Raw genomic sequence first — 24,609 nt, 5'->3', positions numbered from 1 at the left:
CGCTTCTCCGTCCTCCCCGAGGGAGTCCATCACCATGCAGGCCGCGCCGCTTCGCGCCACCTCCCGTCCCCGCCCCTCCGTGACCGGCGCCCTGCGTGCCGTGGAGGCCGTCCTGCTGCGCGGGGGCCAGCGCACCGCACGCCGTAACGCGTGGACATCGGTCCTGGAGGACCGCGCCCGTGCCAAGGACCGGCGCGAGGCCCAGCACGTACTGGAGGCCGCGACGCCCCGGCATCCGCAGGCCACGTAAACTGCGCTGTATGGCGAGGAAGGCAAACACCAACGGCGCTGCCGGCGCTGAGAACACCGGGCGGCTGAAGCAGATCGCCCAGACCTACAAGATGACCCGTCGGGTCGACTCCAAGGTCGGTCTTGTCGTCGCTGGCGTGGGCATCGTCGTATTCGGCGTCCTCCTGGCCATCGGCTTCGCGATCGGCCACCCCATCTACGCGGGCATTCTGGGCTTCGTCCTGGCCTTCCTCGCGATGGCGATCGTCTTCGGACGGCGCGCCGAGCGGGCCGCCTTCGGCCAGATGGAAGGCCAGCCGGGGGCCGCGGCCGCCGTGCTGGACAACGTCGGCCGCGGCTGGACGACCACCCCCGCGGTGGCGATGAACCGCAGCCAGGACGTGGTGCACCGCGCCGTCGGCAAGGCCGGCATCGTGCTGGTGGGCGAGGGCAACCCGAACCGTCTGCGCGGCCTGCTGGCCGCCGAGAAGAAGCGGATGGCGCGTACGGTGGCCGACGCCCCCGTCCACGACATCATCGTCGGCGACGGCGAGGGCGAGGTCCCGCTCAAGAAGCTGCGCACCACCCTCCTGAAGCTGCCCCGCGTCCTGCCGGGCGCCCAGGTGACCGCCGTCAACGACCGCCTGCGCGCGCTCGGCGACCTGATGAGCAACATGCCGGTCCCGAAGGGGCCGATGCCCAAGGGCATGCGCATGCCCAAGGGCGGCAAGGGCCGCTGAACGAGCCCGCCACCCCCCACCCGCTCTCCCTTGTCGGAACGCAGAACGCCCCGGGCCGCTGGCTCCGGGGCGTTCTGCGTTCCGCCTGCCGTGTGCGGGGCTGTGGGGGCTCTGGTGGGGCGTGGTGTGGAGATGTGGTGGGGGTTGTATACGCCGGGGGGCTGCGGGTGGGTTCGGGGCGCTGCGTATGCGTCCGGGCCCTGCCGGGCTGAGGGCTGGAGACCGGGGCGGGCAGGGCCGGTTCGGCCGGGGGCTGCACGCGCGAACGCCGGGCCGGGAGGGAGGCGTGCCGCGGACCCGTACTGCCGGCCTTGGCCCCGTTCGTCGGCCCCTACCCCGGGCACGGTCGGCGGCTGCCTGATGACCGGCGGCTTCGGCTCGGCGATCGGGGCCGCGGTCGGCGCGGCCTCAGACGTCCCGGGCGTCCACGGGCGTCTATCCCGGGCGTCTCTGACACCCCAGGTGCCTCAGACATCCCGGGCATCTCCGACACCCCACTCCAGGCGCCTCAGACATCCCGGGCATCTCTGACACCCCACCCCAGGTGCCTCAGATCCGCACCTCGACCGACCGCGCCAGCCGGTCGTGCAGCCCCCGCCCGTCCCGGTCCCAGACCACCGCCGGGATCACGACCACCAGCAGCAGCGTCCGCAGGGCCACCCGCGGCAGCGACAGCCGGCCGCCGCCCTCGGCGACGACCCGCAGGCCCAGCATCCGCTTGCCCGGGGTGAAGCCGACCGTGCCGACCGTCAGCAGGCTGAGCACCGCGAAGACCGCCAGCGCCCAGTTGCTCGCCGACTGCGCCCGGCCGCCGCTGAGCAGCCCGTACGCGATGAGCAGGCACAGCGCCCAGTCGATGCACAGCGCGGCGAGCCGGCGGCCGAACCGCGCGATGGAGCCGGGGCCCTCCTCCGGCAGCCCGAGCCGCCGGCCGCGGTAGCCGAAGTCGACGCCCATGTCCTCGGCCGTCGCGCGGGGCCCGGCGATCCACGATCCGATTGCTTGCCTGTTGTCCACCCGTCCACGGTACTGCGACCGCATACGTTCCCTACGAGGAGGGCCGGGCACGGCGCCGCCGGGATCCCTGCGTGGGAGCGTCCCGCAATCCGTCTCTTTGCCTCACACTAGAGGGCAAAAGGGACCGCACCGCGGTTAACCTCGGCGAAACAAACGGGTCATGCTCGGGAAATCCCGCCTCCCTAAGGTCGGGCGAGCGCGCCACCGCACTTGGACGCGCTCCGAGTAGCAACCCCGGCAACCCCGCGTCCGCCGACCGGTGACCGGGCTAGGAGGAGTTGGATGTTCCAGAACGCCGACGAGGCCAAGAAGTTCATCGCGGACGAGGACGTCAAGTTCGTCGACGTCCGGTTCTGCGACCTGCCCGGGGTGATGCAGCACTTCACGATCCCGGCGAAGGCGTTCGACCCGGCCGAGGAGCTCGCCTTCGACGGCTCCTCGATCCGCGGCTTCCAGGCCATCCACGAGTCCGACATGGCGCTGCGCGCCGACCTGTCGACGGCCCGCGTGGACCCCTTCCGCCGCGACAAGACGGTCAACATCAACTTCTTCATCCACGACCCGATCACGGGCGAGCAGTACAGCCGCGACCCGCGCAACATCGCCAAGAAGGCCGAGGCCTACCTCGCCTCCACCGGCATCGCGGACACCGCGTACTTCGGCCCCGAGGCCGAGTTCTACGTCTTCGACAGCGTCCGCTTCGACACCAAGTCGAACGAGTCCTTCTACCACATCGACTCCGAGGCCGGCGCCTGGAACACCGGCGCGATCGAGGACAACCGCGGCTACAAGGTCCGTTACAAGGGCGGCTACTTCCCGGCCCCGCCGGTCGACCACTTCGCCGACCTGCGCGCCGAGATCTCCCTGGAGCTGGAGGCCTCCGGCCTTCAGGTCGAGCGCCAGCACCACGAGGTCGGCACCGCCGGCCAGGCCGAGATCAACTACAAGTTCAACACGCTGCTGGCCGCCGCCGACGACCTGATGCTCTTCAAGTACATCGTGAAGAACGTCGCCTGGCGCAACGGCAAGACCGCCACCTTCATGCCCAAGCCGATCTTCGGCGACAACGGCTCCGGCATGCACGTCCACCAGTCCCTGTGGCAGGGCGGCGCCCCCCTCTTCTACGACGAGCAGGGCTACGCGGGCCTCTCGGACACCGCCCGCTACTACATCGGCGGCATCCTCAAGCACGCCCCCTCGCTGCTCGCCTTCACCAACCCGACGGTGAACTCCTACCACCGCCTGGTCCCCGGCTTCGAGGCCCCGGTCAACCTGGTCTACTCGCAGCGCAACCGCTCCGCGGCGATGCGTATCCCGATCACGGGCTCCAACCCGAAGGCCAAGCGCGTCGAGTTCCGCGCCCCGGACCCGTCCTCGAACCCGTACCTGGCCTTCTCGGCCCTGCTGCTGGCCGGTCTGGACGGCGTCAAGAACAAGATCGAGCCCGCCGAGCCGATCGACAAGGACCTCTACGAGCTCGCCCCCGAAGAGCACGCGAGCGTCCCCCAGGTCCCCACCTCCCTCCCGGCCGTCCTCGACGCCCTCGAGGCCGACAACGAGTACCTCCAGCAGGGCGGCGTCTTCACCTCCGACCTGATCGAGACCTGGATCGACTACAAGCGCACCAACGAAATCGCCCCGATCCAGCTGCGGCCGCACCCGCACGAGTTCGAGCTGTACTTCGACATCTAAGAGGCGGCGCCCGGCGACCTGGGCGTAAGTCTGGAAAACCAGCTGTGACCTGCGGAAACTCTTCTCGTGAGTTCTCGTGGGTCACAGCTGTTTTCCACCCCCTTGTGCACCGCGTGTGCACCGCCTGGCCAGTTCTCTGACTTGACGTCAGAGACGATACGAGGGCCGCTACCCCATATCCGGGGTAGCGGCCCTCGCTGGCTTTCCGGCCTCCTGTGGCTTACGCGCAGGCCAGAACCTCCCGTACGCCGTCCGTGACGCCCGGCAGGTCGCCGGGGGCGGCCCACTGGTGCAGGTCGTGTTCGGTCAGGATGACCGGCCCGGTCTCGGAGACAGTGACGGCGAAGTTGAACTGACGGGTGGTGGTGCCGCGGCTGTTCTCGTAGTCGAAGTGCCCGAGGTAGCGGTCCACGGAGGCAACGGTCAGGCCGGTCTCCTCCAGCGTCTCGCGGCGGACCGCGTCCAAGATGCTCTCTCCGGCGTCCACATGACCGGAGGGGATCTCCCACAGGCCGCCCATGTAGTCGTCCGGCTTACGGCGGACCAGGAGGACGAGGTCGGCGTCGGTGACGACGGCTGCGGCCACGAAGGTGGTGATGCCTTCGGCTTCGGCCTCCTGTGTCAAAGTTCGGGCGAGGTCTGAGGTGACGGTCACAAGAGCTCCTTGTGGTGTTCGCTGACCTTCCTGGCCGCGCTGACGTACTGCTCGGCCAGCTTCAGATCCTGTTCACGGTGCCAGACCGGCAGCTTGATCGTGTGCGCGTGCGCCTTCTCAGCGACGGGGAAGTCACCCTCCCTGTAACGGCTGCGGGCGTTCGGGTAGCCGGGGAAGAGAGGGGAGGGGTGCTGATAGAGCGGGAGCTGGTTCAGGGGGCAGGTGGAGCCGGGCCGGTCGAACTCGGTCGCGCCCTCCGCGACGAGGGCCGCGTGGAAGCGGTCGAGGGGCAGACCACAGAGCTGGTCGGGCCGGTAGGTGGCCGTCAACGCGTACCAGGATGATTTCACCCCCTCGGGCATCGGGCTCACCTCCAGCCCGGGTATCTGCCCGAGTTCTCGGATCAGGTAGGCGGCGATCTCCTCGCGGCCGGCGAGGTAGGCGTCCAGGCGAGAGAGCTGGTCGTGGGCGAGGGCGGCGGCCAGGGGATGGATGCGGAGCTTGAGTCCAGCCCCGGTGACCGCGTACTGCGCGAGCGGATGGCCTTCCGGGATCTCGTTCCTGGCCCGCTTGTTGTAGTGCGCGAACGTGAGCACCCGGTAGTAGGTGTCGTCATCGTCGGTGAGGACGAAGCCGCCCTCGCCTCCGGACAGGGGCTTGGGACCATTGAGGGAGAAGGCGCTGGCCAGGCCGAACGTGCCGACCTTCTGGCCGCCGTGACTAGCCCCGTGAGCGTGTGAGCCGTCCTCCAGCAGGTCCAGGTCGCGGTCCCTGGCCAGCGTGGTGAGGTCGGTCATCTCGGCGGGCTTGCCCCACAGGTGCGTGACCATGATCGCGCGGGTGCGAGGGGTGATCAGCTCGGCTACCCGGCCGGGGTCGATGTTGCCGTCCGGGCGCGTCTCGCAGAGGACCGGGACCGCGCCGAGCTGGAACAGGGGTGAGGCGGTGGCGTGGAGGGTCCAGGCCGGAACGATCACCTCGTTGCCGGGCCGGATGCCGGCGGGCGATGTCCTTTTTCCTCGACGAAGCGGAGACATCCCCAAAGGACACCGGGCAGGCGTGTCGAATGTAGGCAGTGAGTACGTTTACTACCGTGGTGTGGTCTTTCTCGCTGTCATCCATGATGCGTTGCAGCGAGTAAATGCCTACAAGCCGCTCGGGCAGCTTGTCCGACCCCAGGAGCTTGATCGCCTCAACGTATCGGTCGGTTACCTGCCCCTCGCGCGTTAACTCGGCCTGCTCACGGTCCTTCTCTCGTGCATGCTCGAATTGTTCTTGGCTGTGCTGGTAGAGCTTCTCGGCGTGCCGGTGACTGCGGTGCGTGTACCAGAGACCGATACCGGCGACGAGGGCGGTGCGGACGCCGGTTATGACGACACCGTCTGCGGGTTGGAGGTCGCGCTCACGGATGTGTCCAGCGTCGAGCCACCAAGGGCCGCGCCAGAGCAGCAGGGCATAGCCGACGACGGCTAGGACGATGCCAGCGCCTATGAGGGTGCGCTTCGCCTTGGGGCTCATGCGGCTGATCCTCCCGGATCGGTACGCAACTTGGTACGCAGGTTCCACACGGCTGTGTTGCCAGGGATGACGGCATCGGCGAGGTCGCAGAACGTCCCAACGGAGTGGTGGTCGTCGAGGATTGGATCCTTGGTGTTGATCTGGGGCAGATCCTTCTGGATCTTCTCGCGGACCTCGTCCCAGCGCTTCGCCCATACTTCGACATGCCACTTGATCATGTGGTCCAGGAATTTAACCGCTTTCTGGGTCCCGTTGAGCCGCTCCTGCCCTTTGAGTGACTCGCGGCCAGCGAGGATCTGCTCAAACTGCCACAAGAGCGCGAAGTAGTCGTTCATCGCCTGCTTCGTCTCGGCTGGCGTGACCGGGTCCTTGCGCCGGTAGAACTCAAGGGCGCTACGGTGCGCAGAGGTTTCCTTTGAGGTGAGGTCCGCGTAAAGGCGACGCGCGAGCTCGAAGGCCTCGCGGCTGCTGTTGCCGCGCGCTGACAGAAGGGAGACGGCAGCGGCTGTGAGGGCGACTATCGCAGAGATGACGGCAACGATGATGGGTGTTTCCATGCCGCGGATGATGTCCGCGGCCGAGGTCGCCGAACCGCTGAACTGGACTGTTCAGAGCATGATTTGAGCTTCATCGGCGAGCCCGTCCAGCTCGCTCCGGCGAGCCGTGGTCCGCTCCAGCTCGGACGTCCCCGTTCCCTCCCCACGATCTGGTGGCGTATCCGCACGGCAACGGATCGTAGGCGGACCCTCGCGACAGGCGCAGCAGAACCCGGGAACCGCACCGGCTGCCCCGTCAGACGATCTGCACCGTGGACACCGGACGCCGACCAGCGCGAGCACAGCAAAGCTCGAACTCGGCAGCCGACGGAAACTCAGAGCGGCTGCCTCCACCCGGGTGGAGCAAACCGCTCGTCGTCTGTCACGCCCCCTCTGTGTCACAGGCATCCAGGGACCAGCTGAATTCACTATCTGGTCCAGGCTGCAGATCGGATACGCGTCTGACTCGCCCGCTGAGGTCCTAGCTCCTGCATGCGCTGGAGAGCGGTATCGTCCGAGGCGATTGCTCGTTAGCCGTGGCTGACTTCCGACTGACCTTTGCCGGACCTGGACCATCAACGCGACACGGTCGCTATTCCCACGTCGCGGGCCAGCTCGGCCTCGAACGCCATGAGCGTCAGTCCCGTGACGTGGATGACGGCGTTCCACTCGTCCTGGGTCAAGTCCGGGAATTCCTCCAGTACACAGCTGGGGACAGGACAGCCATCGGCGCTCAGCACTACCTTCGAGAAGGCCAATCCCGAGCGGCTGAGGCACAAGCGCGGCCCTTGCTGGGGCTCCCCGGTGTGCAGCACCGCGATGCGCTGAGCGGCTTCCTTGTTGTCGGGTGTCTCCGACGCGAAGTTCAGGAGCGCGGTCCGCAATTGCCCAGTGAGTTCGTGCTGGTGCAGATCAACGCGTTCCGAAATGGCAGCCAGCGCCTGGCAGAACTGCTCTCTCGCTACCGACCGGGGCGGTCTCGGGGTGGCCTGCGGATGTTGGCCGGCATCGTCGCGCGCAGGCTCGGGCTCCGACTGAAGACCCCTGAAGATGAGCTTGGAGACCAGCAGTACGGCCTCCCACTCCTCCTGGCTCAAAGTCGGGCAACTCTCCTTCACCTGGGGCGGAAGGTCGCTCTGGTCTGCGTACAAGAGCACGTCCGGCAGCTCTACGTCATAGTCCGCAAGCCGAAGACCGAGGCTTCGTCCCCAGGGATGGTCCTCAGCGCCAACGGTGACCAGTTCGGCGAGCGAGCGCTCGCCCAGCGTCTCCGCGGCCAGTTCGCGCAGCGCGCTGGTGACTGCCGCACTGAGGTCGGCCTCGTTTACGTCACCCCTTCCGCCGACACACAGCAGGACATCGCGCAGGCGTCCGCGCGGCCATGACGGATTCATCGTCTCCTCCAGGTGATCCACCGCTTCCATGACGGGTACGCACGACGAGGCCGATCCCTTCCTCAGCCGCTGGCAAGCGTCAGCACCTGGATATCGGCCGAAAACACGCCGTCGGACGCGCACCAGGCACTCCGCCTCGCCCACGATGTGCACCGGTCGTGCGCCAGCCCAGCCTTTAGAGGCATATGTGCAGGTCAGAGCACTTCTCGTGCTGCTCTTCGACATCTAAGATCCCCCCAGGCCGGAGCAGTTCACCGCTCGCCCGGGCGGCCTGTGAACCGTCGGCCGTGCTCTTCCCTCTCCGGAAGGCGTGGCCGGCGGTCTTTTTGCGTGGTGTGGCCCGTGATGCCGCGCCGGTCGGTGTGCAGGGTCAGTGGGTGTCCCGCTGGTCGTGGAGTGGGAGGGGGTGGCCGGTGGGGTGGGGGATCGGCGGGGCGGTGGGCTTGAGCAGGAGGGTCGCGGGCAGGGTGGCGAGCAGGGTGAGGCCGGCCGCGCACCACAGGGCGTCGGTGTAGCCGGTCAGTGGGGCGCTTCGGGTGGCGAGGGCGGAGGCGAAGAGGCTGGTGAAGACGGCCGTGCCGAGTGCGCCGCCCACCTGGGTGGCCGTGCTGGTCGCTGCCGCGGTGCCGCCGGAGTGGGGGGTGGTGATGCCGGACGTGGCGAGGGAGAGGAGCGGCATCACCGCCGTGCCGAGGCCGAGTCCGGCGAGGAGCATGCCGGGCAGGGTCAGGGCGGCGGGGAGGCCCTGGGCGGCGAGGAGGGAGAGCAGCAGGAGGCCGAGTGCGGTGAGCAGCAGGCCCGGCACGATCAGGTGGCGGGGCGGTAGGCGGTGCAGGAGGCGGGCGGAGATCTGGGTGGAGCCGATGACGATCGCGGCGACCGTGGGGAGGAGGGCCGTGGCGGCGCCGGTCGGCGAGTAGCCGCGGACGTACTCCAGGTACACCGTCAGGGCCGGGAAGAGGGCGAGCGTACCGGCGCCCGTGAGGAACAAGGTGAGGAAGGAGCCGATGCGGATGGGGTCGTTGGTGAGGTATGGGGGGAGGAGCGGGCCGGGTGTGGTGATCTGCCAGCGTACGAAGGCCAGGAGCAGGAGGGCGCCGGCCGCGAGCAGGGCCAGTGCCAGGGGGTCCGTCCAGCCGCGCGGGCCCGTCAGCTGGAGGCCGTAGATGAGGGCGGCGAGTCCGGCGGAGCCGAGCAGCAGGCCCGGTGCGTCGAAGCGGGGGCCGGTGCGGGCCGGGCGGTCGTACGCCAGGGTGGCCGCGCCGATCAGGGCGATCAGGGCGAGGGGGACGTCGGCGTACAGGCAGATGCGCCAGTCCAGTCGCTCCAGGATCCAGCTGCCGGTGAGCGGGCCCAGCGCCGAGCCGCCGGCTGCTACGGCGGCGTAGATCCCGAAGGCCCTGCCGCGTGCCTTCGGTTCGGTGAAGTTGGCCGTCACCAGGGACAGTGCGGCCGGTGACAGCAGGGCCGCGAAGGCGCCCTGGAGGGCACGGGCCACGACCAGGGCACCGGCGGTGGGAGCCGACCCGCCGATCGCGGCGGCCACCATGAAGCCGGCCAGCCCGATGATCAGCATCCGTTTGCGGCCCATGAGGTCGGCGAGATGGCCGCCGAGCAACAGCAGTCCGCCGCAGGCAAGTTCGTAGGCGGTGACTATCGCGCTCAGGCCGTCGGAGGGCAGGTGCAGGTCCCTCATGATCACCGGCATCGCCGTCTGGAGGGACGTCGCATCGCGGAGTACGAGCAGCTGCACGAAAGCGGCCACGGCCAGGCCCCACCAGCGTCTGGAGTGCGGGGCCATGCCCGGGGGCGGTCCGAATCCCGGTGGGGGGACGAAGTGGTCCGGGGCCGTGGGCGCGTACGCAGGCGGTGGTGGTGACGGCGACCGCGGTGGGCCGGAGGGGAGGCGCGGGTCCGCAGGGGGCGGCGGCGTATCGGCGGGAGCGGTGACGGGAGTCGTGGCGGGCGTGCCGACGGCCGTCTCGGGGGCGTAGTCGAGCAAGTTGGCGGCATGGCGGCCGAGTTGGGCGAGCACCGCGCCCGGCAGCCACTCCCCGTCCGCGTCCGCGTCCGTGCGGGCGGCGACCTGCTGGAGGGTGGGCCGTTCGGCCGGGTCTTTGGCCAGACACGCGCGTACCAGGTCGAGCAGTGGTTCCGGTACGCCGGTCAGGTCCGCCTCGTCCTCGGCGATCCGGAAGAGGTGGGCGTTCAGTCCGGTCTCGGTGGCGCCGAAGAGCAGGCGGCCGGTGGCGGCGTAGACGAGGACGGCGCCCAGGCAGAACACATCGCTGGCGGGGGTGAGTTCGAGGCCGCGTACCTGCTCGGGCGACATGAAACCGGGTGAGCCGATCAGCATGCCGGTGCGGGTGTGCAGGCTGTCCCCGGCGAGGGTGTCCATGGCCCGCGCGATACCGAAGTCGATCACGCGCGGCCCGTCCACCGTCACCAGCACATTGGACGGCTTGAGGTCCCGGTGGATCAGACCGGCCGCGTGCACCGCCTGGAGGGCGAGGGCGAGGCGGTTGGCCAGTACCCGTACGGAGTTCTCGGGCAGCGGCCCGAAGTCGTTCGCCACCACGGTGGTCAGGTCGGGCCCGGGGATGTACTGGGTCGCGACCCAGGGCACCGCGGCCTCGGTGTCGGCGTCGAGCACGGCCGCCGTCCAGGAGCCGCCCACCCGCCGGGCGGCCGCCACCTCACGGGCGAAGCGCCTGCGGAACTCCGGGTGTTGTGCGTGCTCGTCCTGGACGACCTTGACCGCGACGGTCCGCCCGGCCGCGGAACGGCCCAGATAGACCAGGCCCATTCCGCCGGCACCCAGGCGGGCGATCAGGCGGTACGGGCCTATGTGCGTCGGGTCTGAGGGGATCAACTGGTCCACAGGGGCAAGGTAATCCACGGCGCGGGGCCCGGTACCGGATTCGCCTCAGGACCGGAGTCGACGCACGGAATCTTCACGCACCGAATCTTCACGTACCGGATCTTCACGCACTCCGTTTGGGTGAAGGCACGATCTTGGCGGGTCGCTACAGGTGTTCGAGTACACAACACACATGTAACTTGGACCACTCCCGCAACAGCGGAACCCCTCAGAACACACAAGGGAAGTCGTTCAGTCACGTGAAGATATTGCGCATCGTCCTCACCATCTCCCTCACGGCAGTCACGTGCGCTCTGGTCGTGGCGCCCGTGCTGGCCTCCGGCATGATGGGCAGCAATCAGGTGATGTGGTGAGGCAGTTGGCGGCGGTTGCTTTCGGGGCCGTCAGCTGAGTTGTCCCTGTGTGGCTCCTGAAACCGCGGTGCGTACGTGGCTTCAGGAGCCGCGTTACGGGGAGGGCGAAGCGTCCGGGTCCGGGTCCTGGTCCGGGTCCGGGTGGCCCAGGAGGCGGCGTAATTCCGTGCCTTCGACAAAGGCCCCGAGTTTTTCGTAGAGGCGCAGGGCGCGTTCGGCGTAGGGGCGGGCCGCGTCGAGGTCGTGGGTGCGGAGCAGGGTGCGGGCAATTCCCGCGAGGGCGTGGGCGCAACCCAGTGGGAAGGTGTGGTTCTCGGCTATTTCCAGGCCGCTTCGATAGGTTTCCAGGGCGGCGGCGCACTGGCCCGCCGAGCGCTGGGTGTCGGCGATGCCGAGGAGCGCGCGGTGGCGTTCATAGGGGCTGTCGATACGGCGGGAGACCTCTTCCGCCGCGCCGAAGTGGCGCATCGCCTCGTCGATCCGGCCGGATTCCGCGCAGGTGGCGCCCAGGCTGGTCAGGGCGTTGACCTCGCCCACGGCATCGCCCCGGGCGCGGTGGCTGGCCAGGGCGCGGCGGAAGCAGACGAGCGCCTGTTCCAGCTGGCCGGTGAGGCGGTAGACGGTGCCGAGGTTGGTGTCGAGAATGGCGAATTCCTGGCGGCCGCCGAACTGGCGGACCAGGGCGAGGGATTGCTCGTAGTGGTGCCGAGCCTGTTCGTAGAGTCCCTCGGTGCGATAGATCTCGCCCATGTTGTTGAGGGCCTTTGCCTGGCCGTGGGCGTCGCCGAGGGAGCGGTGGATTTCCAGCATTTCCTCGAATCGGTGCATCGCCTCGGTGTACTGGGCGCTGAAAATGAGGGTGGCGCCCTGGACGTTGAGGCTTTCGGCCACACCGTATGCGTCGCCGGCCTGCCGGTAGAGGTCGAGAGCGCGGCCCACTTCCCGTAGACACCATTCCCCGCGGCCGGCCGCGAGATGGGCCCGTCCGGTTTCGAAGAGGGCGTCGGCCAGGCCGTGGGGGTCGTGCACCTCCTCGAAGAGGCGCCGTGCCTCGTCCGCGCAGCGGAAGGCTTCGGCGTGGTTCACCTGGGCCAGTACGCCGGCGCGTTCCACCAGGCTCTGTGCGAGGGCCCGGCGGTCGCCTCCGGTGCGCAGGGCCGTGACGGCGGCTGCGGCGAGTTCGGCGGTGACGTCGCGGGCTCCCCAGAGCCGGAGCGCATAGGCCAGCACATGCGGGAACAGGCCGGCGAAGTCCGGGAATTCGGCCGCCGCCGTGCGGGCCACGGCGAGCAGGTTGGGGCACTCCACGGTGAGCCATACCGACGCCCGGTCGGCGGGACCGGAGGCGTCAAGTCCGGATACGGCCGGGCCGGAGGCGTCGGCACCGGATGCGGCCGGTGCGGCGGGGAAGTCGGTGGCATACGGGGAGAGCTGCTCCGGGCCGAGGGGGCGGCGGCGCCGGCGCGGATGGGCGAGGCGGTCGGCGCGGTCGGCGACGGTGAGGTAGTACGCCAGCAGGCGCCGCAGGGCGTCGCGGCGCGCCGGTCCGGTCTCTTCGCGGGCATGCAGCCGCCCCGCGAACGCCCGTGCCAGATCGTGGAGTTGGTACCGGTCGCGGACGGGCTCGTCGAGGAGGTGGCGGTCCAGCAGCTGGTCGGCCGCGCGGCGGACCTCGGTCGGGTCCGTACCGCACAGGGCGGTTGCCGCCGCGAGCGTGATGTCGGGTCCGGGGTGGAGCGCCAGGCGCCGGAAGAGCCGCTGGGCGGGCGCGTCGAGGTCGGCGTAGGAGAGCCGGAACGCGGCCGCCACCCGGTCGTCGAATTCCTCCAGGCGGTCGGTGGCGTGGGTCAGGCGGTCGGCGACGTATTCCAGGTCCCAGGTGTCCCGGTGCCGGAACCGGCCGGCGAGCAACTGCACGCTCAGCGGGTGGCAGCCGCAGAGTTCCACGACGCGGCGGAGCGCGGCGGCGTCGGAGGCGCGGTTGCCGCCCACGATCCGGGTGAAGAGGGACGACGCCTCCGATACCGGCAGGACGTCCAGGTGGAGGAAGGCCGCGCCGTCCAGTTCGGCGAGGCGGTTGCGGCTGGCCACGAGCGCGCAGCAGGTCGCCGTGCCGGGCAGCAGCGGGCGTACCTGCTCGGCATCCCTGGCGTTGTCGAGGACCAGGAGCACCCGGCGGTGCGCGGTCCACTCCCGCCACCAGGCGGCGCGTTCGTCGAGCGTGGCCGGGAACGGCCCTGGCACTCCGGCGCTGTGCAGCAGGGACGCCAGCGCCTCGGCCGGTTCGTATGCCGGATGGTCGCTGTAGGCCCGCAGGTCGAGATAGAAGCGGCCGTCGGGGCAGCGGCGCCGCATCTGGTGCGCGGCATGCACGATCAGGGCCGATTTGCCGACGCCCGGCATCCCGTGCACGACGGTGAGGGGCAGGGCCGTGGCGCTGCCGTCGGTGTCGGCCGGGCAGTCGAGCAGGCGGTGCAGTTCGCCGGTGCGGCCGGTGAAGTCGCGGGTGTCGCGGGGGAGGGTGTTGCCGGGGGTGGGGGCGTTGCTGGTGGTGGGGGCGTTGCTGGTGGTGGGGGCGTTGCTGGTGGTGGGCCCGCTACCGGCGGTGGGGCCGGTGTCATTTGCCTGCGACTCCGCCGCTGTCACGTCCCGGGCCGCGGTCCCGGCCCGGTCTGCGCTCGGCCGCGGGTGCTGCGGTGCCGCGGGTCCGAGGGCTACGGCGCCGTCCGGGGCGTCGACGGTCAGCAGCGACGGGTCCTGCGCCAGAATCCGCCGTTGCAGGTCCTGAAGGTCCGCGCCCGGGTCGATGCCCAGTTCGTCGTTGAGGCGGCGGCGGGTGTGCTGGTAGAGGGCCAGGGCCTCGCCGTCGCGGCCGCAGCGGTAGAGGGCGAGCATCAGGGCGGCGACGGCCTGCTGGGCGAGCGGATTGTGGGAGACCAGTTCCTGGAGTTCGCCGATCAGGTCGGCGTGGCGGCCCAGTTCCAGTTCGAGCTGGATGCGCTCCTCGCGTACCCGCCGGTGGTCCTCGGCCAGCCGGGAGCGGGCGGCGGCCGCCCACGCGCCGCTGAACTCGGCGAACGGCTCCCCCCGCCACAGCGCCTCGGCCCGGTGCAGCAGGCCGACGGCGCGTTCCCGGTCGCCGCGGCCGGCCGCCGTACGGGCCTCTCGGCGCAGCCGTCGAAGGCGTGAAAGATCCACGGCCTCCTCGTCGTTGACGCACAGCCGGTAGCGGCGGGAAGGGCAGCGTTCGACCATGGCCAGATCGCCGACCGCGCGCTGGAGCCGGGAGCGCAGTCGGGAGAGGTAGCTGTAGAGCGTTTCCACGGGAGTTGCGGGAAGGTCGTCGTCCTCCCAGACCCGGGCGACGAGGGTGTCCACGGCAACCGGACTGCCCTGGGCATATACCAGCGCCGCCAGCACACAGCGCTCCTTGGGCGAGCCGAGCGCGCACTGACGGCCCTGATGCCACAGTTCGAGAGGTCCCAGCGCCAGAAGTTCCACCATCGCCCCCCTGATGGTTCGCCTTCTTCTCTGCCGCCCCGGCAGGCTCCCGTGCATGTGCACGCGGCATTCAACTAACTCTCGCGGCACTCCCCGGGACGCCGGAGGGAGCGGGCCGGGGCGCACCGTCGCGCACGGGGCGCACGGGCGGGGCGGGTCCGGACCGCGCCCGGGACCGCCGTGCAGGCGGGATGCAAGGTACTTGCAAGTCACGCTGCAAGCCCACGGGGGCACCGTTCTCCATGCGAACCCATCACTGCACGAAGTCACTTCACGAAGTCACCTCACGAAGTCGATACATCGATACACGAGGTCGCTTCACGAAGTCACTTCACTACTCGAACGGGGGAGTTCATGTGAGTGCGAAGCTTGCGGACGTCGAGTGGCGGCATGTGCCGCTGCGCCTGGACGGGGAGCGCTGGGCGACCCGCCGGGTACGGAAACGGGTGCTGGCCGTGGTCCACACGGTGACCGCCGGGCAGCGGCTCCTGGAGGCGGTCCGGCTGCTGGACGGGGACCCCCGGGTGCAGGTCGTCTTCACGGCGGCGCCGGACGTTTTCAGCCATGGCGTGGACGCCTTCCTGGAGGAGACCCGGGCCCTGGTGCTGCCCTGGAGCCAGGCCGTGCACACCCGTTTCGACCTGGCGCTGGCCGCCGGCCACGGCGGGCTGCACGAGCTGCACGCGCCGGTGATCGTGCTGCCGCACGGCGCCGGGCACAACAAGTTCGTCTCCGCCCCCACCGGCCGCCGCGGTCCGGCTCCGGTGGCGGCGGACCGCGGGGTGTACGGGCTGAGCCGGCAGCGGCTGGTCCGCGACGGTGTGGTGGTGCCCGAGGCGATCGTGCTGTCCCATCAGGAGGAGCTGACGCGCCTGGGCCAGGAGTGCCCCGAGGCGCTGCCGGTGGCCGAGGTGGTCGGTGACCCCTGCTTCGACCGCATCACCGCGAGCCTGCCGTCGCGGGCCCTGTACCGGGAGGCGCTGCACACCGGGCCGGGACAGGAGCTGGTCCTGCTCTGCTCCACCTGGGGCCCGGAATCGCTGCTGGGGCAGGAGTGGGAGCTGCTGGAGCGGCTGGCCTGCGACCTTCCCCGGGAGGAGTTCCGGATCGCGGTCCTGCTGCACCCCCATGTGTGGAACGCCCACGGGGAGTGGCAGATCCGCAGCTGGTTCGCCGGGCTGCGGCGCGCGGGCGTCAGCGTGATCAGCCAGCACGCGGACTGGTGCGGGCCGGTGGTCGCCTGCGACTTCCTGGTGGCGGACCACGGTTCCGTCGGGCTGTACGGGACGATGACCGGCGCGCGGCTCCTGGCTGCCGGTTCGCCGGACGTGGAGCTGGCCCCCGGGTCTCCGATGGCCGAACTGCGCGCGCTCGCCCCGCGCCTGCGCCGGGACCGTCCGCTGCGCCGTCAGCTGCGGCGGGCCGCCGCGGCGCAGCGCCCGGAGCACTACGCGCGGATCGCGGCCCGGATCACCTCCGAGCCGGGCCGCTTCGCCCGCCGGATGCGCGCGCTGATCTACCGCAAGCTCCGGTTGCGGGCACCGGCGGCGCGGCTGACGGCGGAGCCGGCGCGGCTGCCGGTCACGGTGTGGCACGGCGCGCGGGACGGGGCGGCGCGGTGAGCGCGCTGCTGCTGGCGGTGGCGGTACCGGGGCGTCCGGGGTCCTTGCGGGTCACGGTCCGCGAGACCCCGGTGCCCGGGGTGTCCGCCGGGCCGGGGCCGTCGTGCGCACACCGCGTCCGGGTGACGCTGCGGGGCGGTGGCCGCGGACCGGTCGTGGACGACCATCTGCGGGTCGGCGCGCAGGCCCCGCCGCCCTGGCCGCGGCTCGCGGACGTCGTGGTGGCCGCGGGTACGCACGCCGCGGCGGCCGACGGGACGGCGGCCGCGTACCCGGGGGCCGCAGTGGTGGCCGTGGCGCGCGACGCCGTCAGGTGCCGGCTGCGGCTCGGTCCGTACGGAGGCGGCTACGGCGACGGCTACGACAGCGTGCTGCTGGGGCTGCACCGGCGCGGGCCGGGCGCGGTCTCCTGGGCGGTCTGGGCGTCGTTGGCCCATGCCTGGCTGGTGGCCGGGCTGCCCGCCGCCGCGCTGGCCTCGGTGACCGTGCGGCAGCTGACGGGGCGGGAGCGGGCCGTTCAGTCCGCGGCGTCCTCGTCCAGGAGACGCAGCCGGTCGTGCACGGCGGCGGCCGACTCCGGGCGGTTCACCGCGGTGTAGAGATCCAGCGCCTCCCGATAGCGGTCCCTGGCCTCTTCCGGCTGCCCGCGCAGCGCGGCGAGCTCGGCCAGGGCCTCCACGGCGCGGGCCGTCTCGTACCCGGCGGCCATGGCGCGCAGCACGGTCAGCGCTTCGGTCAGCCGGCTCTCCGCCTCGTCGGGCCGGCCCTGGCGCAGCCGGATCCGGCCGAGCAGGGTGGCCGCCCGGGCGGCGTTGTACGCGTCGTCGGCCGCCCGCAGCGTCGTACGCGCCGCGTCGGCGTCCTCGGCCGCCCGCTCCCACTGCCCGGCGGCGAGGGCGATGTCCGCCGCGTTCAGGCGGGCCAGGCCGCCGGCGCGGTGGTCCCCGCAGGCGGGCAGTTCGGCCGCGGCCCGCGCGAACAGGGCGGCCGCCTCGGCCGGATTGCCGAGCCGCTGCTGAGCCAGTCCCCGGTAGTTCAGGGTGCGGGCGTGGCCCAGGGTGTCCCCGTCGGCCGCGAAGAGGCGGGCCGCCCGCTCGAACATCTCCAGGGCGGTGCGGTGGCTTCCCCGGCCCAGCTCGCCCAGGCCGCCGGAGGTGAGCATCCGGCACTCGGCGGCCCGGTCCCCCAACTCCTGCGCCGCGGCCAGCCCTTCGGCATGGGCGGCGCGCCACTGGTCATAATGCTTGCGGCGGGGGAAGAGCGGCCAGATCGCGTCGGTGAGCTGCCAGCTGAGCTGCGGGAAACCGGCGGTCCGGGCGCTGCGCACGAGGGCCATCACATTGGTGAGCTCCCGTTCCAGCCAGTCGAGCGCCGCCTCGGCGTCGTCGCCCAGGTCCTCGGCGACCACCGGTCCCGGGCCGAACGGGCGGGGCAGGGTGGCGTGTTGCGGATCGAGGATCTTCTCGGCCGCCATGGCGGTGGCCAGGTAGTGATCGGCGATGCGCCGCAGGGCCGCGGTGCGGTCCTCGGGGGCGTCGGTCTCCTGTGCCTTGGCGGCGGCGTGCAGGCGTACGAGGTCGTGGAAGCGGTAGCGGTCCTCGCCGGTGTCCAGCAGCAGATTCCAGTCGTAGAGGGCGTCCAGCAGACCGGCCGCGGCGTCGTGCGCGGTGTGCGGCGGTTCGGTGCCGCAGGCCAGCACCGCGGCCGCCACCGCGCTGCCGAATTCCGGCCCCGGGTGCAGGCCGAGCAGCCGGTAGAGCCGGGCCGCGGCGTCGGGCAGCGCCTGGTACGTCAGGTCCAGGGCGGCCCGTACGCTGCGGTCGCCGTCGAGGGCGAGCGCGTCCAGCCGGCCGTGTTCCTCGCTCAGGGCGTGGACCATGGTGGTGATACGGCGGCGGGGGCGGGCGGCGAGCCGGGCGCCGACCAGGCGGACGGCCAGCGGCAGGCCCGCGCACAGTTCCGCGAGGGCGTGGGCGTCGTCGGGCTGGGCGGCGACCCGGTCGTCGGCGAGGGTGTCGGCCAGCAGCTCGACCGATGCCTCCGGGCCCAGCGGTGCCAGGGGGAGGTGGTGGCAGCCTTCGAGCGTCAGGCCGGACATCCGGCGGCGGCTGGTCACCAGCGTGACGTTGCGGCCGCCCGGGAGGAGGGGCCGTACCTGGGCGGCGGTGTCGGCATCGTCGAGGAGCACGACGATCCGCAGGTCCGCGGTCAGGGAACGGTAGCGCGCGGCCCGCTCGGCGACGGTGGCCGGAACGTGCTGCGGGGGCACTCCCAGACCGCGCAGAAAGCCGCTCAGCACCTCGGCCGGGTCCGCCGGGCCCTGCGGCGACCGGGCTCCGAGGTCCGCGTAGAGCTGACCGCCGGGGAAGTCCGGACGCAGGGTGTGTAACCAGGCCAGTGCCAGGGCGGTCTTGCCCACCCCGCCCAGTCCGCTCACGGCCGCCAGGACGGGGCGGCCCGCCCGTGCGGCGCGGTCGCGATGGCCTTCCAGCAGGGCGGTCTCCGCGGTCCGGCCGGTCAGCGGCACCGCGGGCGGCAGCTGCCACGGCCGGTGCGGCGGGGCGGGCGCCGCGGTGCTGATGTGGATGCCGCCGTGGACGGCGTCGGCCTGCACGCTGGGGCCCCGCACCATCCCGCTGATCTCGTTGCCGCCGTGTGCCGTCCCGTTGCCGTGAGCCGTCCCGTTGTCCTGTGGCGTCCCGTTGCCGTGTGCCGTCTGCCCTCGCACGCGTCCCCCTCCGACGTGTCCCCCTGCCGGTTCCCCTTTCCGGCCCTGAAGAGATGTATGTCCGCACGGAAAATCCACAACCCGCGCGGGAGGACGGCCGCGCCGCCCGGGGGTGTGACCTTCCTCGCGGCCCCAGTATTTTGCACCTTGTTGCAGAATGCCTTCCGGTGGTCTACAACGTCACTGACGACCGCCGTCCAAGGAGGCCCCCGTGACCCCGTACCCGCACCTCATGAACCCCCTCGACCTCGGGTTCACCACGCTCCCCAACCGGGTGCTCATGGGATCGATGCACATCGGCCTGGAGGAGGCGGAGAACGGGTTCGAGCGGATGGCGGCCTTCTACGCCGCCCGGGCGCGCGGCGGCGTGGGGCTGATGGTGACCGGCGGGATCGCACCGAACGACGCGGGGCGGCCGTACGAGGGCGGGGCGAAGCTCACCACCGAGGAGGAGGTGGCGCAGCACCGGGTCGTGACCGAGGCGGTGCATGCCGAGGGCGGGCGGATCGCGATGCAGATCCTGCACTTCGGGCGCTATGCGTACCATCAGGATCTGGTGGCACCGAGCGCGCTCCAGGCGCCGATCAGCCCCTTCACCCCGCACGAGCTCACCGACGACGAGGTCGAGCAGACCATCGAGGACTATGTGCGGGCGGCCGAGCTGGCCCGGGCCGCCGGGTACGACGGCGTCGAGATCATGGGGTCCGAGGGGTATCTGATCAATGAGTTCATCGCCGGGGCGACCAACCGGCGCACGGACCGGTGGGGCGGGCCGTACGAGAACCGGGTGCGCTTCCCGCTGGAGATCGTGCGGCGGACGCGGGAGCGCCTCGGCGCGGACTTCATCCTGATCTACCGGCTCTCGATGCTGGATCTGGTGCCGGGCGGATCGACGCTGGAGGAGGTCGTCGCGCTCGCCAAGGAGATCGAGGCGGCCGGGGCCACGATCATCAACACCGGGATCGGATGGCACGAGGCGCGTATCCCGACCATCGTGACGTCGGTACCGCGCGCGGCGTACACCTGGGTGACCAAGCGGCTGATGGGCGCGGTGTCCGTACCGCTGGTGACCAGCAACCGGATCAACACCCCCGAGGTGGCCGAGGAGTTGCTCGCCGACGGGCGGGCGGACATGGTCTCGATGGCGCGGCCGTTCCTCGCCGATCCGGAGTTCGTGGCCAAGGCGAGCGAGGGGCGCGCCGAGGAGATCAACACCTGCATCGGGTGCAACCAGGCATGCCTCGACCACACCTTCAGCGGGAAGATCACCTCCTGCCTGGTGAATCCGCGGGCCTGCCACGAGACCGAGCTGGTGCTGTCGCCGACGCGGCTGCGCAAGCGGATTGCCGTGGTCGGGGCCGGTCCCGCGGGGCTGGCGTGTGCCGTGTCGGCGGCCGAGCGCGGGCATGAGGTGACGCTGTTCGACGCCGCGGAGGAGATCGGCGGCCAGCTGAACGTCGCCAAGCGGGTGCCCGGCAAGGAGGAGTTCGACGAGACGCTGCGGTACTTCCGTACGCAGCTGCGCCTCAAGGGCGTGGAGGTGCGCCTGGGCACGGCAGTGACGGCCGGGGACCTCGGTGCGTACGACGAGGTGGTCGTCGCGACCGGAGTGACGCCGCGGGTGCCGGAGATCGAGGGGATCGACCACCCCAGCGTGGTCAGCTACCTCGATGTGCTGCGCGGCGGCGCACCGGTCGGCGAGCGGGTCGCCGTCATCGGCGCCGGGGGCATCGGCTTCGATGTGGCGGAATTCCTGACGGACGCCGGGGACGGGGCGAGCCGGGATCCGGAGACCTACTTCCGGGCCTGGGGTGTGGACACCACGTACGGCGAGCGGGGCGGGCTGCGCGCGCCGGAGCGGCCCGCGGTGCCGCGTCAGGTGCATCTGCTCCAGCGCAAGACGTCGAAGGTGGGCGCCGGGCTGGGCAAGACCACCGGCTGGATCCACCGTACGGAGCTGCGGCACCGGGGCGTGACGATGGTCGCCGGGGCGACGTACGAGCGGATCGACGACGAGGGGCTGCATGTCAGCGTCGAGGGCACGACGCGGACGCTGCCCGTCGACACGGTCGTGCTGTGCACGGGGCAGGAGCCGCGGCGGGATCTGTACGAGGAGCTGCGGGCCGAGGGGCGTGCGGTGCATCTGATCGGCGGCGCGGACGTCGCGGCCGAACTGGACGCCAAGCGCGCGATCAAGCAGGGGACGGAGCTGGCGGCGGCCCTGTGAGGGACGGGGACGTCACCCGCGCCGCGCCTAGGATTCCTTCATGTCCCTCCCCCATGCGATTCTCACCGCCCTGCTCGAAAAGCCGTCGTCCGGGCTGGAGCTGACGCGCAGGTTCGACCGGTCGATCGGGTACTTCTGGTCGGCCACGCATCAGCAGATCTATCGCGAGCTGGGGAAGCTGGAGCAGGGCGGGCTGATTCGGGCGTTGCCGTCCGAGCGGCCCGCGCGGGGGCAGAAGAAGGAGTTCGAGGTGCTGCCCGCGGGGCGGGCGGAGCTGGCCCAGTGGGCGTCGCGCGAACAGGAGTCCAAGCCCATCCGGGATGCGCTGCTGCTGCGGCTGCGGGCCGCGGCGGTGGTCGGACGCGAAGGGCTCGACGACGAGCTGCGGCGCCATCTGGCCGTGCACCGGCGGCAGTTGACGCAGTACGAGGCGATCGAGAGCCGCGATTTCGCGGCCGCTGCCGATCCGGAGGACCGGCTGCGGCGCCTCGTCCTGCGGGCCGGGATCGGGCTGGAGACCTTCTGGGTGGCGTGGCTGGAGGAGGCGCTGGCGGAGGTCGGGGACATAGGGGATACGGAGACGGGCGGGCGGCCCGGGGCATAGCCCCGGGCCGCCCGTCGGCATCAGCAGTTGTCGTAGAGCAGGGCCCGGACGAGGCGGCAGGTCGTGTCGGACGGTGCGTGCACGCCTATGGCGGCCGCGGTGCTGCGGATGGTGCGGTTGTGGGCCTGCTCGGGGCGGTAGACGCCGGTGTCGAGCAGGGCTATGGCCAGACGCATCGCCTTCAGACGGCGGTTGTGGGATTCATACCGCTCCCTGGGCCAGCCGGCGGGCAGCGGTTTCTTGGGCAGGGGGTGGCTCGGGAGAGGCTTCGTCTTGAGTGCGGCAGCGGCCATCGGCGACCTCCTGGAGTGCTGGGTGAACCCTCACTGACTGGTTCCCATTCTACTGCCCGCCACTGACAAAAGCCCCTGGCCAGCGGGTATTTGGGGACGCGAGACGGGCCGGCCCGGGGCGTCGGCGGGCGGCCGTTCACGAGGGCGTGGCGGCGGCCCGCAGACGGTTCTTGTCGGGCTTGCCCACCGGGGTCAGCGGCAGGGTGTCGAGGACGTGGACGGCCGCCGGGACGTAGAGCGTGCCTTTGTGGGCTTCCACAAAAGCGCGGATGTCGTCGGGGTCGATGTCGTGGCCGGGCGCGGGGACGATCGCGGTGTGCACCTGCTCGGTCTCGTCGGCGGTGCGTACGCCGTACACCGCGCACTGGGCGACGGCCGGATGGGCGTGCAACAGGTCCTCGACCTCCGCCGGGTGGACATGTCCGCCGACGACGATGATCACGTCCTTGCTGCGGTCGACGAGGAAGAGGTACCCCTCGTCGTCCAGGCAGCCGATGTCACCGGTGCGCAGCCAGCCGTCCTCCCCCAGGACCTGGGCGGTCGCTTCGGGCTGTTGCCAGTACCCGGGCATCACCCCGGCGGAGCGTACGTGGACCTCGCCCTGCTCCCCCGGCGGCAGGGCGCGGCCCTCAGTGTCCCGGACGGCGAGCTCCACCCCGGGCAGCGGGCGGCCGACCGTGACCCGGCCGCCGGGTCCGGTGACGGTGTGCTCCTCCGGGCCGGCGACGCTGATCAGCATCGCCTCGGACATGCCGTACATGCCGTACAGCACCGGGCCGAAGACCTCGGCCGCCTGCGCCAGCCGGGAGGGGGAGGCCGGGCAGCCGCCGTAGGTGATGCTGGTGAGCGAGCCGAGGTCGGTGGCGGGGAGGGCGGGGTCGTCCAGGAGGCGGTGCAGGAGCGGGGGCAGCAGCCACAGGTGGGTGATGCGGTCACGGGCGATGGCGGCGAGCACCGCGGCCGGGTCGAAGGCGGGGTGCAGGACGACGGTGCCGCCGGAGGTGAGCGTGGTGTCGGCGAAGATGCCCGCCAGGTGGGCGAGCGAGGTGCAGGCGAGGAAGCGGGGCCGCTCGCCGGCAGGGGCCGACAGCTGCTGGGCGAGCATCGCGGCGTACGGGGCGTTGACCATCCGGACTCCCTTGGGGATTCCGGTCGTTCCGCCGGTGTGGCGGATGCACCACTCGTCCTCGGGGCGGGCGGCGCACGCGATCTCGGGGACGGGGCTCGGGCCCGCTTCCGTGCGCTCGGGGGACGAGAGGGCACCGCAGGCGGCGATGAGGTCGGGGCCCAACGCGGCGGTGTCCGCGGACACGTCGCCTGCGGGCGCGGGCACCGGGCCGAAGGTCATCACCTCGGGGGCCGGCCCCGGAAGGTGGGCGAGCAGCGCCCGCGCGGCGTCGTACAGATCGGGGTCGACGAGGAGCAGGGCGGTGTCCACGCTCCCGGCGATCCGGGCCAGGACCTCGGGGGCCGTGCCGACGTAGAGGAAGACCACCCGGGCGCCCACCAGATTGGCGGCGTAGCGGGCGGCGAGCACCTCGGGGCGGTTGTTGCTGAGGAGGGAGACGGTGCGGCCGCGGCCGATGCCCCGTGCGGTGAGGACGGCCGCCATACGGTGCACGGTGGCGTGCAGGGCCCCGGCGGTGATCTCGGTCCGGTCCGCGTCGATCAGGGCGGGGCGGTCGGGGTCCTGCGCCAGGGCGGCCAGGAGGGGTTCGACATAGCTGGCGGGCGCGGCGGGAACGGCGGGCGCGGTGAGGGGGCCGGATCCGGTGGTGTGCGGGGTGGCAGTCATGGGGTGCGGGTCCTCGGGTCGGCGGCCGTCGTGCGGGCGGCCGGAGTCGTGTCTGACGGCAGGGCGGTGGCGGCGGGGCGGTGTGCTCATGCCTCGGGGCGGGCCGCGGGCGGGCCGCGGTGCCCTCCGATCCGGGCCACTTTGGCGGGGTGACGCGCGGCGCGCGCCGCCTGGCGCGGGTGGCCCGGAGGATCGGACGGCGGAGCGCAGACGCGTTGCGAGATCGGAGGCCGCCCCATGACGTCCCACGCCACACCGTCCCAGTCCCCCACCGTCACGTCCCGCGAGCTGTACAGCGCCGTGTACGGCACGGTGCTGGCCAGCGCGCTGCTGGCGGCGCTGCAACGGGACGGTGACCAGTACACGCCGTACTACGACGCGGTGTGGGTGCTGGTCACGGCCACCACGGCGGCGCTGGCGCACGGCTATGCGAACCATATGGCCACCCATCGCAAGGAGACGGCCGGGCACCGCTGGCAGGGCCTGCTGCGCCATCTGTGGGACGAGTGGCCGCTGGTGGCGGCCGCGGTGCCGACGGTGGTGCTGCTGCTGGCGTCCGGGGCGTTCGACTGGCCGGAGGAGCCCAGCACGCTGGCGGGGCTGGGCGTCGATGCGGCGATGCTGTTCGGGCTGGGCGTGCTGGCGGCGCGGCGCAGCGGGTACGGACGCGGCGGGGCCGTCCTGGTCGGGGCGGCCGACCTGGCCCTGGGGGTGCTGATCGCGGGCGCCAATGCGGTGATCAAGTAGCCGGTGGGCCACCACCCATCGCACGATGCGGGCAGGCCGCTGTACGGGGCGGGCAAGCGGCCGTACGCAGCCGCCCAG

19 protein-coding genes are annotated in these 24,609 nt (G+C 71.5%); 9 read left to right on the top strand and 10 right to left on the bottom strand.

What is annotated here, in order from left to right; genetic code table 11:
- Positions 1-34 precede the first annotated feature (34 nt).
- Together SNA_RS08725 and SNA_RS08720 are read left to right on the top strand one after the other, a co-directional pair.
- Complete coding sequence (locus SNA_RS08725) at positions 35-250, top strand: SCO2195 family GlnR-regulated protein (RefSeq protein ID WP_030069957.1); 216 nt, start codon at positions 35-37, stop codon at positions 248-250.
- A 10-nt stretch (positions 251-260) separates the two neighbouring features.
- The gene (locus SNA_RS08720; RefSeq protein WP_044364205.1) at positions 261-968 is read left to right on the top strand and encodes a DUF4191 domain-containing protein; all 708 of its coding nucleotides are present in this window, start codon (positions 261-263) and stop codon (positions 966-968) included.
- A 549-nt stretch (positions 969-1,517) separates the two neighbouring features.
- Here SNA_RS08720 and SNA_RS08715 read toward each other — a convergent pair.
- Entirely contained in the window at positions 1,518-1,985 is a 468-nt protein-coding gene (locus tag SNA_RS08715) for an RDD family protein (RefSeq protein ID WP_198535003.1), read from the bottom strand.
- A 282-nt stretch (positions 1,986-2,267) separates the two neighbouring features.
- On the opposite strand from SNA_RS08715, the gene glnA reads away from it, so the two are divergent.
- Complete coding sequence (glnA, locus tag SNA_RS08710) at positions 2,268-3,677, top strand: type I glutamate--ammonia ligase (protein ID WP_030072404.1); 1,410 nt, start codon at positions 2,268-2,270, stop codon at positions 3,675-3,677.
- A gap of 220 nt (positions 3,678-3,897) precedes the next feature.
- Here the strand turns inward: glnA and SNA_RS08705 are convergent, their stop codons facing one another.
- Together SNA_RS08705 and SNA_RS08700 are read right to left on the bottom strand one after the other, a co-directional pair.
- The gene (locus SNA_RS08705) at positions 3,898-4,332 is read right to left on the bottom strand and encodes an NUDIX hydrolase (protein WP_030072402.1); all 435 of its coding nucleotides are present in this window, start codon (positions 4,330-4,332) and stop codon (positions 3,898-3,900) included.
- On the bottom strand, positions 4,329-5,369 hold the full coding sequence (locus SNA_RS08700; RefSeq protein WP_078969779.1) for a DegT/DnrJ/EryC1/StrS family aminotransferase: 1,041 nt from the start codon (positions 5,367-5,369) through the stop codon (positions 4,329-4,331). The genes SNA_RS08705 and SNA_RS08700 overlap by 4 nt, the downstream gene beginning before the upstream one ends.
- A gap of 223 nt (positions 5,370-5,592) precedes the next feature.
- Between SNA_RS08700 and SNA_RS08695 the strand changes: the two genes are divergently transcribed.
- Positions 5,593-5,805, top strand: a complete 213-nt coding sequence (locus SNA_RS08695; protein WP_030072397.1) for a hypothetical protein — start codon at positions 5,593-5,595, stop codon at positions 5,803-5,805.
- A gap of 41 nt (positions 5,806-5,846) precedes the next feature.
- On the opposite strand, the gene SNA_RS08690 is transcribed toward SNA_RS08695, so the two are convergent.
- The 4 genes from SNA_RS08690 to SNA_RS08670 form a co-directional block, all read right to left on the bottom strand.
- Positions 5,847-6,407: a hypothetical protein gene (locus SNA_RS08690; RefSeq protein WP_030072395.1), complete on the bottom strand. Its 561-nt coding sequence runs from the start codon at positions 6,405-6,407 to the stop codon at positions 5,847-5,849.
- Positions 6,408-6,961: 554 nt separating this feature from the next.
- A complete protein-coding gene (locus SNA_RS08685; protein WP_241779583.1) occupies positions 6,962-7,810 on the bottom strand; it encodes a hypothetical protein in 849 nt (282 codons plus the stop codon).
- A 340-nt stretch (positions 7,811-8,150) separates the two neighbouring features.
- Complete coding sequence (locus SNA_RS44960) at positions 8,151-10,661, bottom strand: MFS transporter (RefSeq protein ID WP_052808891.1); 2,511 nt, start codon at positions 10,659-10,661, stop codon at positions 8,151-8,153.
- A 446-nt stretch (positions 10,662-11,107) separates the two neighbouring features.
- On the bottom strand, positions 11,108-14,518 hold the full coding sequence (locus SNA_RS08670; RefSeq protein WP_044364203.1) for an AfsR/SARP family transcriptional regulator: 3,411 nt from the start codon (positions 14,516-14,518) through the stop codon (positions 11,108-11,110).
- A 353-nt stretch (positions 14,519-14,871) separates the two neighbouring features.
- Here SNA_RS08670 and SNA_RS08665 point away from each other — a divergent pair, with 353 nt between their 5' ends.
- Positions 14,872-16,137 (top strand): hypothetical protein, encoded by a 1,266-nt coding sequence (locus SNA_RS08665; protein ID WP_044364201.1) that lies wholly within the window; start codon positions 14,872-14,874, stop codon positions 16,135-16,137.
- Complete coding sequence (locus tag SNA_RS08660) at positions 16,134-16,736, top strand: hypothetical protein (protein ID WP_198535002.1); 603 nt, start codon at positions 16,134-16,136, stop codon at positions 16,734-16,736. Before SNA_RS08665 ends, SNA_RS08660 begins: the two co-directional genes overlap by 4 nt.
- On the opposite strand, the gene SNA_RS08655 is transcribed toward SNA_RS08660, so the two are convergent.
- Entirely contained in the window at positions 16,655-18,769 is a 2,115-nt protein-coding gene (locus SNA_RS08655; protein WP_044364198.1) for an ATP-binding protein, read from the bottom strand. The genes SNA_RS08660 and SNA_RS08655 overlap by 82 nt on opposite strands.
- A 307-nt stretch (positions 18,770-19,076) precedes the next feature.
- On the opposite strand from SNA_RS08655, the gene SNA_RS08650 reads away from it, so the two are divergent.
- Both SNA_RS08650 and SNA_RS08645 read left to right on the top strand, forming a co-directional pair.
- Complete coding sequence (locus SNA_RS08650) at positions 19,077-21,092, top strand: NADPH-dependent 2,4-dienoyl-CoA reductase (protein ID WP_030073238.1); 2,016 nt, start codon at positions 19,077-19,079, stop codon at positions 21,090-21,092.
- Between the two features lie 40 nt (positions 21,093-21,132).
- On the top strand, positions 21,133-21,696 hold the full coding sequence (locus tag SNA_RS08645) for a PadR family transcriptional regulator (RefSeq protein WP_044364196.1): 564 nt from the start codon (positions 21,133-21,135) through the stop codon (positions 21,694-21,696).
- Between the two features lie 20 nt (positions 21,697-21,716).
- Here SNA_RS08645 and SNA_RS08640 read toward each other — a convergent pair whose 3' ends face one another.
- Positions 21,717-21,989 (bottom strand): hypothetical protein, encoded by a 273-nt coding sequence (locus SNA_RS08640; RefSeq protein ID WP_030073240.1) that lies wholly within the window; start codon positions 21,987-21,989, stop codon positions 21,717-21,719.
- 136 nt (positions 21,990-22,125) lie between these two features.
- The gene (locus SNA_RS08635) at positions 22,126-23,784 is read right to left on the bottom strand and encodes an AMP-binding protein (protein WP_078969778.1); all 1,659 of its coding nucleotides are present in this window, start codon (positions 23,782-23,784) and stop codon (positions 22,126-22,128) included.
- A 237-nt stretch (positions 23,785-24,021) separates the two neighbouring features.
- Between SNA_RS08635 and SNA_RS08630 the strand changes: the two genes are divergently transcribed.
- Complete coding sequence (locus SNA_RS08630; protein WP_044364194.1) at positions 24,022-24,531, top strand: hypothetical protein; 510 nt, start codon at positions 24,022-24,024, stop codon at positions 24,529-24,531.
- Positions 24,532-24,609 lie beyond the last annotated feature (78 nt).

Origin of the sequence: Streptomyces natalensis ATCC 27448 (assembly GCF_000935125.1) — a bacterium.
Lineage (GTDB): Bacteria > Actinomycetota > Actinomycetes > Streptomycetales > Streptomycetaceae > Streptomyces > Streptomyces natalensis.
Note: the sequence above shows the minus strand (reverse complement) of the source record. Positions and strands in the feature narration are given on the sequence as shown.

What these genes read in the sequence shown, in the direction of transcription:
- SNA_RS08725 (WP_030069957.1), top strand. Translation starts at nt 35, where the DNA reads ATGCAGGCCGCGCCGCTTCGCGCCACCTCCCGTCCCCGCCCCTCCGTG.
- SNA_RS08720 (WP_044364205.1), top strand. Translation starts at nt 261, where the DNA reads ATGGCGAGGAAGGCAAACACCAACGGCGCTGCCGGCGCTGAGAACACC.
- glnA (WP_030072404.1), top strand. Translation starts at nt 2,268, where the DNA reads ATGTTCCAGAACGCCGACGAGGCCAAGAAGTTCATCGCGGACGAGGAC.
- SNA_RS08700 (WP_078969779.1), bottom strand. Translation starts at nt 5,369, where the DNA reads ATGTCTCCGCTTCGTCGAGGAAAAAGGACATCGCCCGCCGGCATCCGG.
- SNA_RS08695 (WP_030072397.1), top strand. Translation starts at nt 5,593, where the DNA reads ATGCTCGAATTGTTCTTGGCTGTGCTGGTAGAGCTTCTCGGCGTGCCG.
- SNA_RS08690 (WP_030072395.1), bottom strand. Translation starts at nt 6,407, where the DNA reads ATGGAAACACCCATCATCGTTGCCGTCATCTCTGCGATAGTCGCCCTC.
- SNA_RS08685 (WP_241779583.1), bottom strand. Translation starts at nt 7,810, where the DNA reads ATGGAAGCGGTGGATCACCTGGAGGAGACGATGAATCCGTCATGGCCG.
- SNA_RS08670 (WP_044364203.1), bottom strand. Translation starts at nt 14,518, where the DNA reads ATGGTGGAACTTCTGGCGCTGGGACCTCTCGAACTGTGGCATCAGGGC.
- SNA_RS08655 (WP_044364198.1), bottom strand. Translation starts at nt 18,769, where the DNA reads ATGGTGCGGGGCCCCAGCGTGCAGGCCGACGCCGTCCACGGCGGCATC.
- SNA_RS08645 (WP_044364196.1), top strand. Translation starts at nt 21,133, where the DNA reads ATGTCCCTCCCCCATGCGATTCTCACCGCCCTGCTCGAAAAGCCGTCG.
- SNA_RS08640 (WP_030073240.1), bottom strand. Translation starts at nt 21,989, where the DNA reads ATGGCCGCTGCCGCACTCAAGACGAAGCCTCTCCCGAGCCACCCCCTG.
- SNA_RS08635 (WP_078969778.1), bottom strand. Translation starts at nt 23,784, where the DNA reads ATGACTGCCACCCCGCACACCACCGGATCCGGCCCCCTCACCGCGCCC.
- SNA_RS08630 (WP_044364194.1), top strand. Translation starts at nt 24,022, where the DNA reads ATGACGTCCCACGCCACACCGTCCCAGTCCCCCACCGTCACGTCCCGC.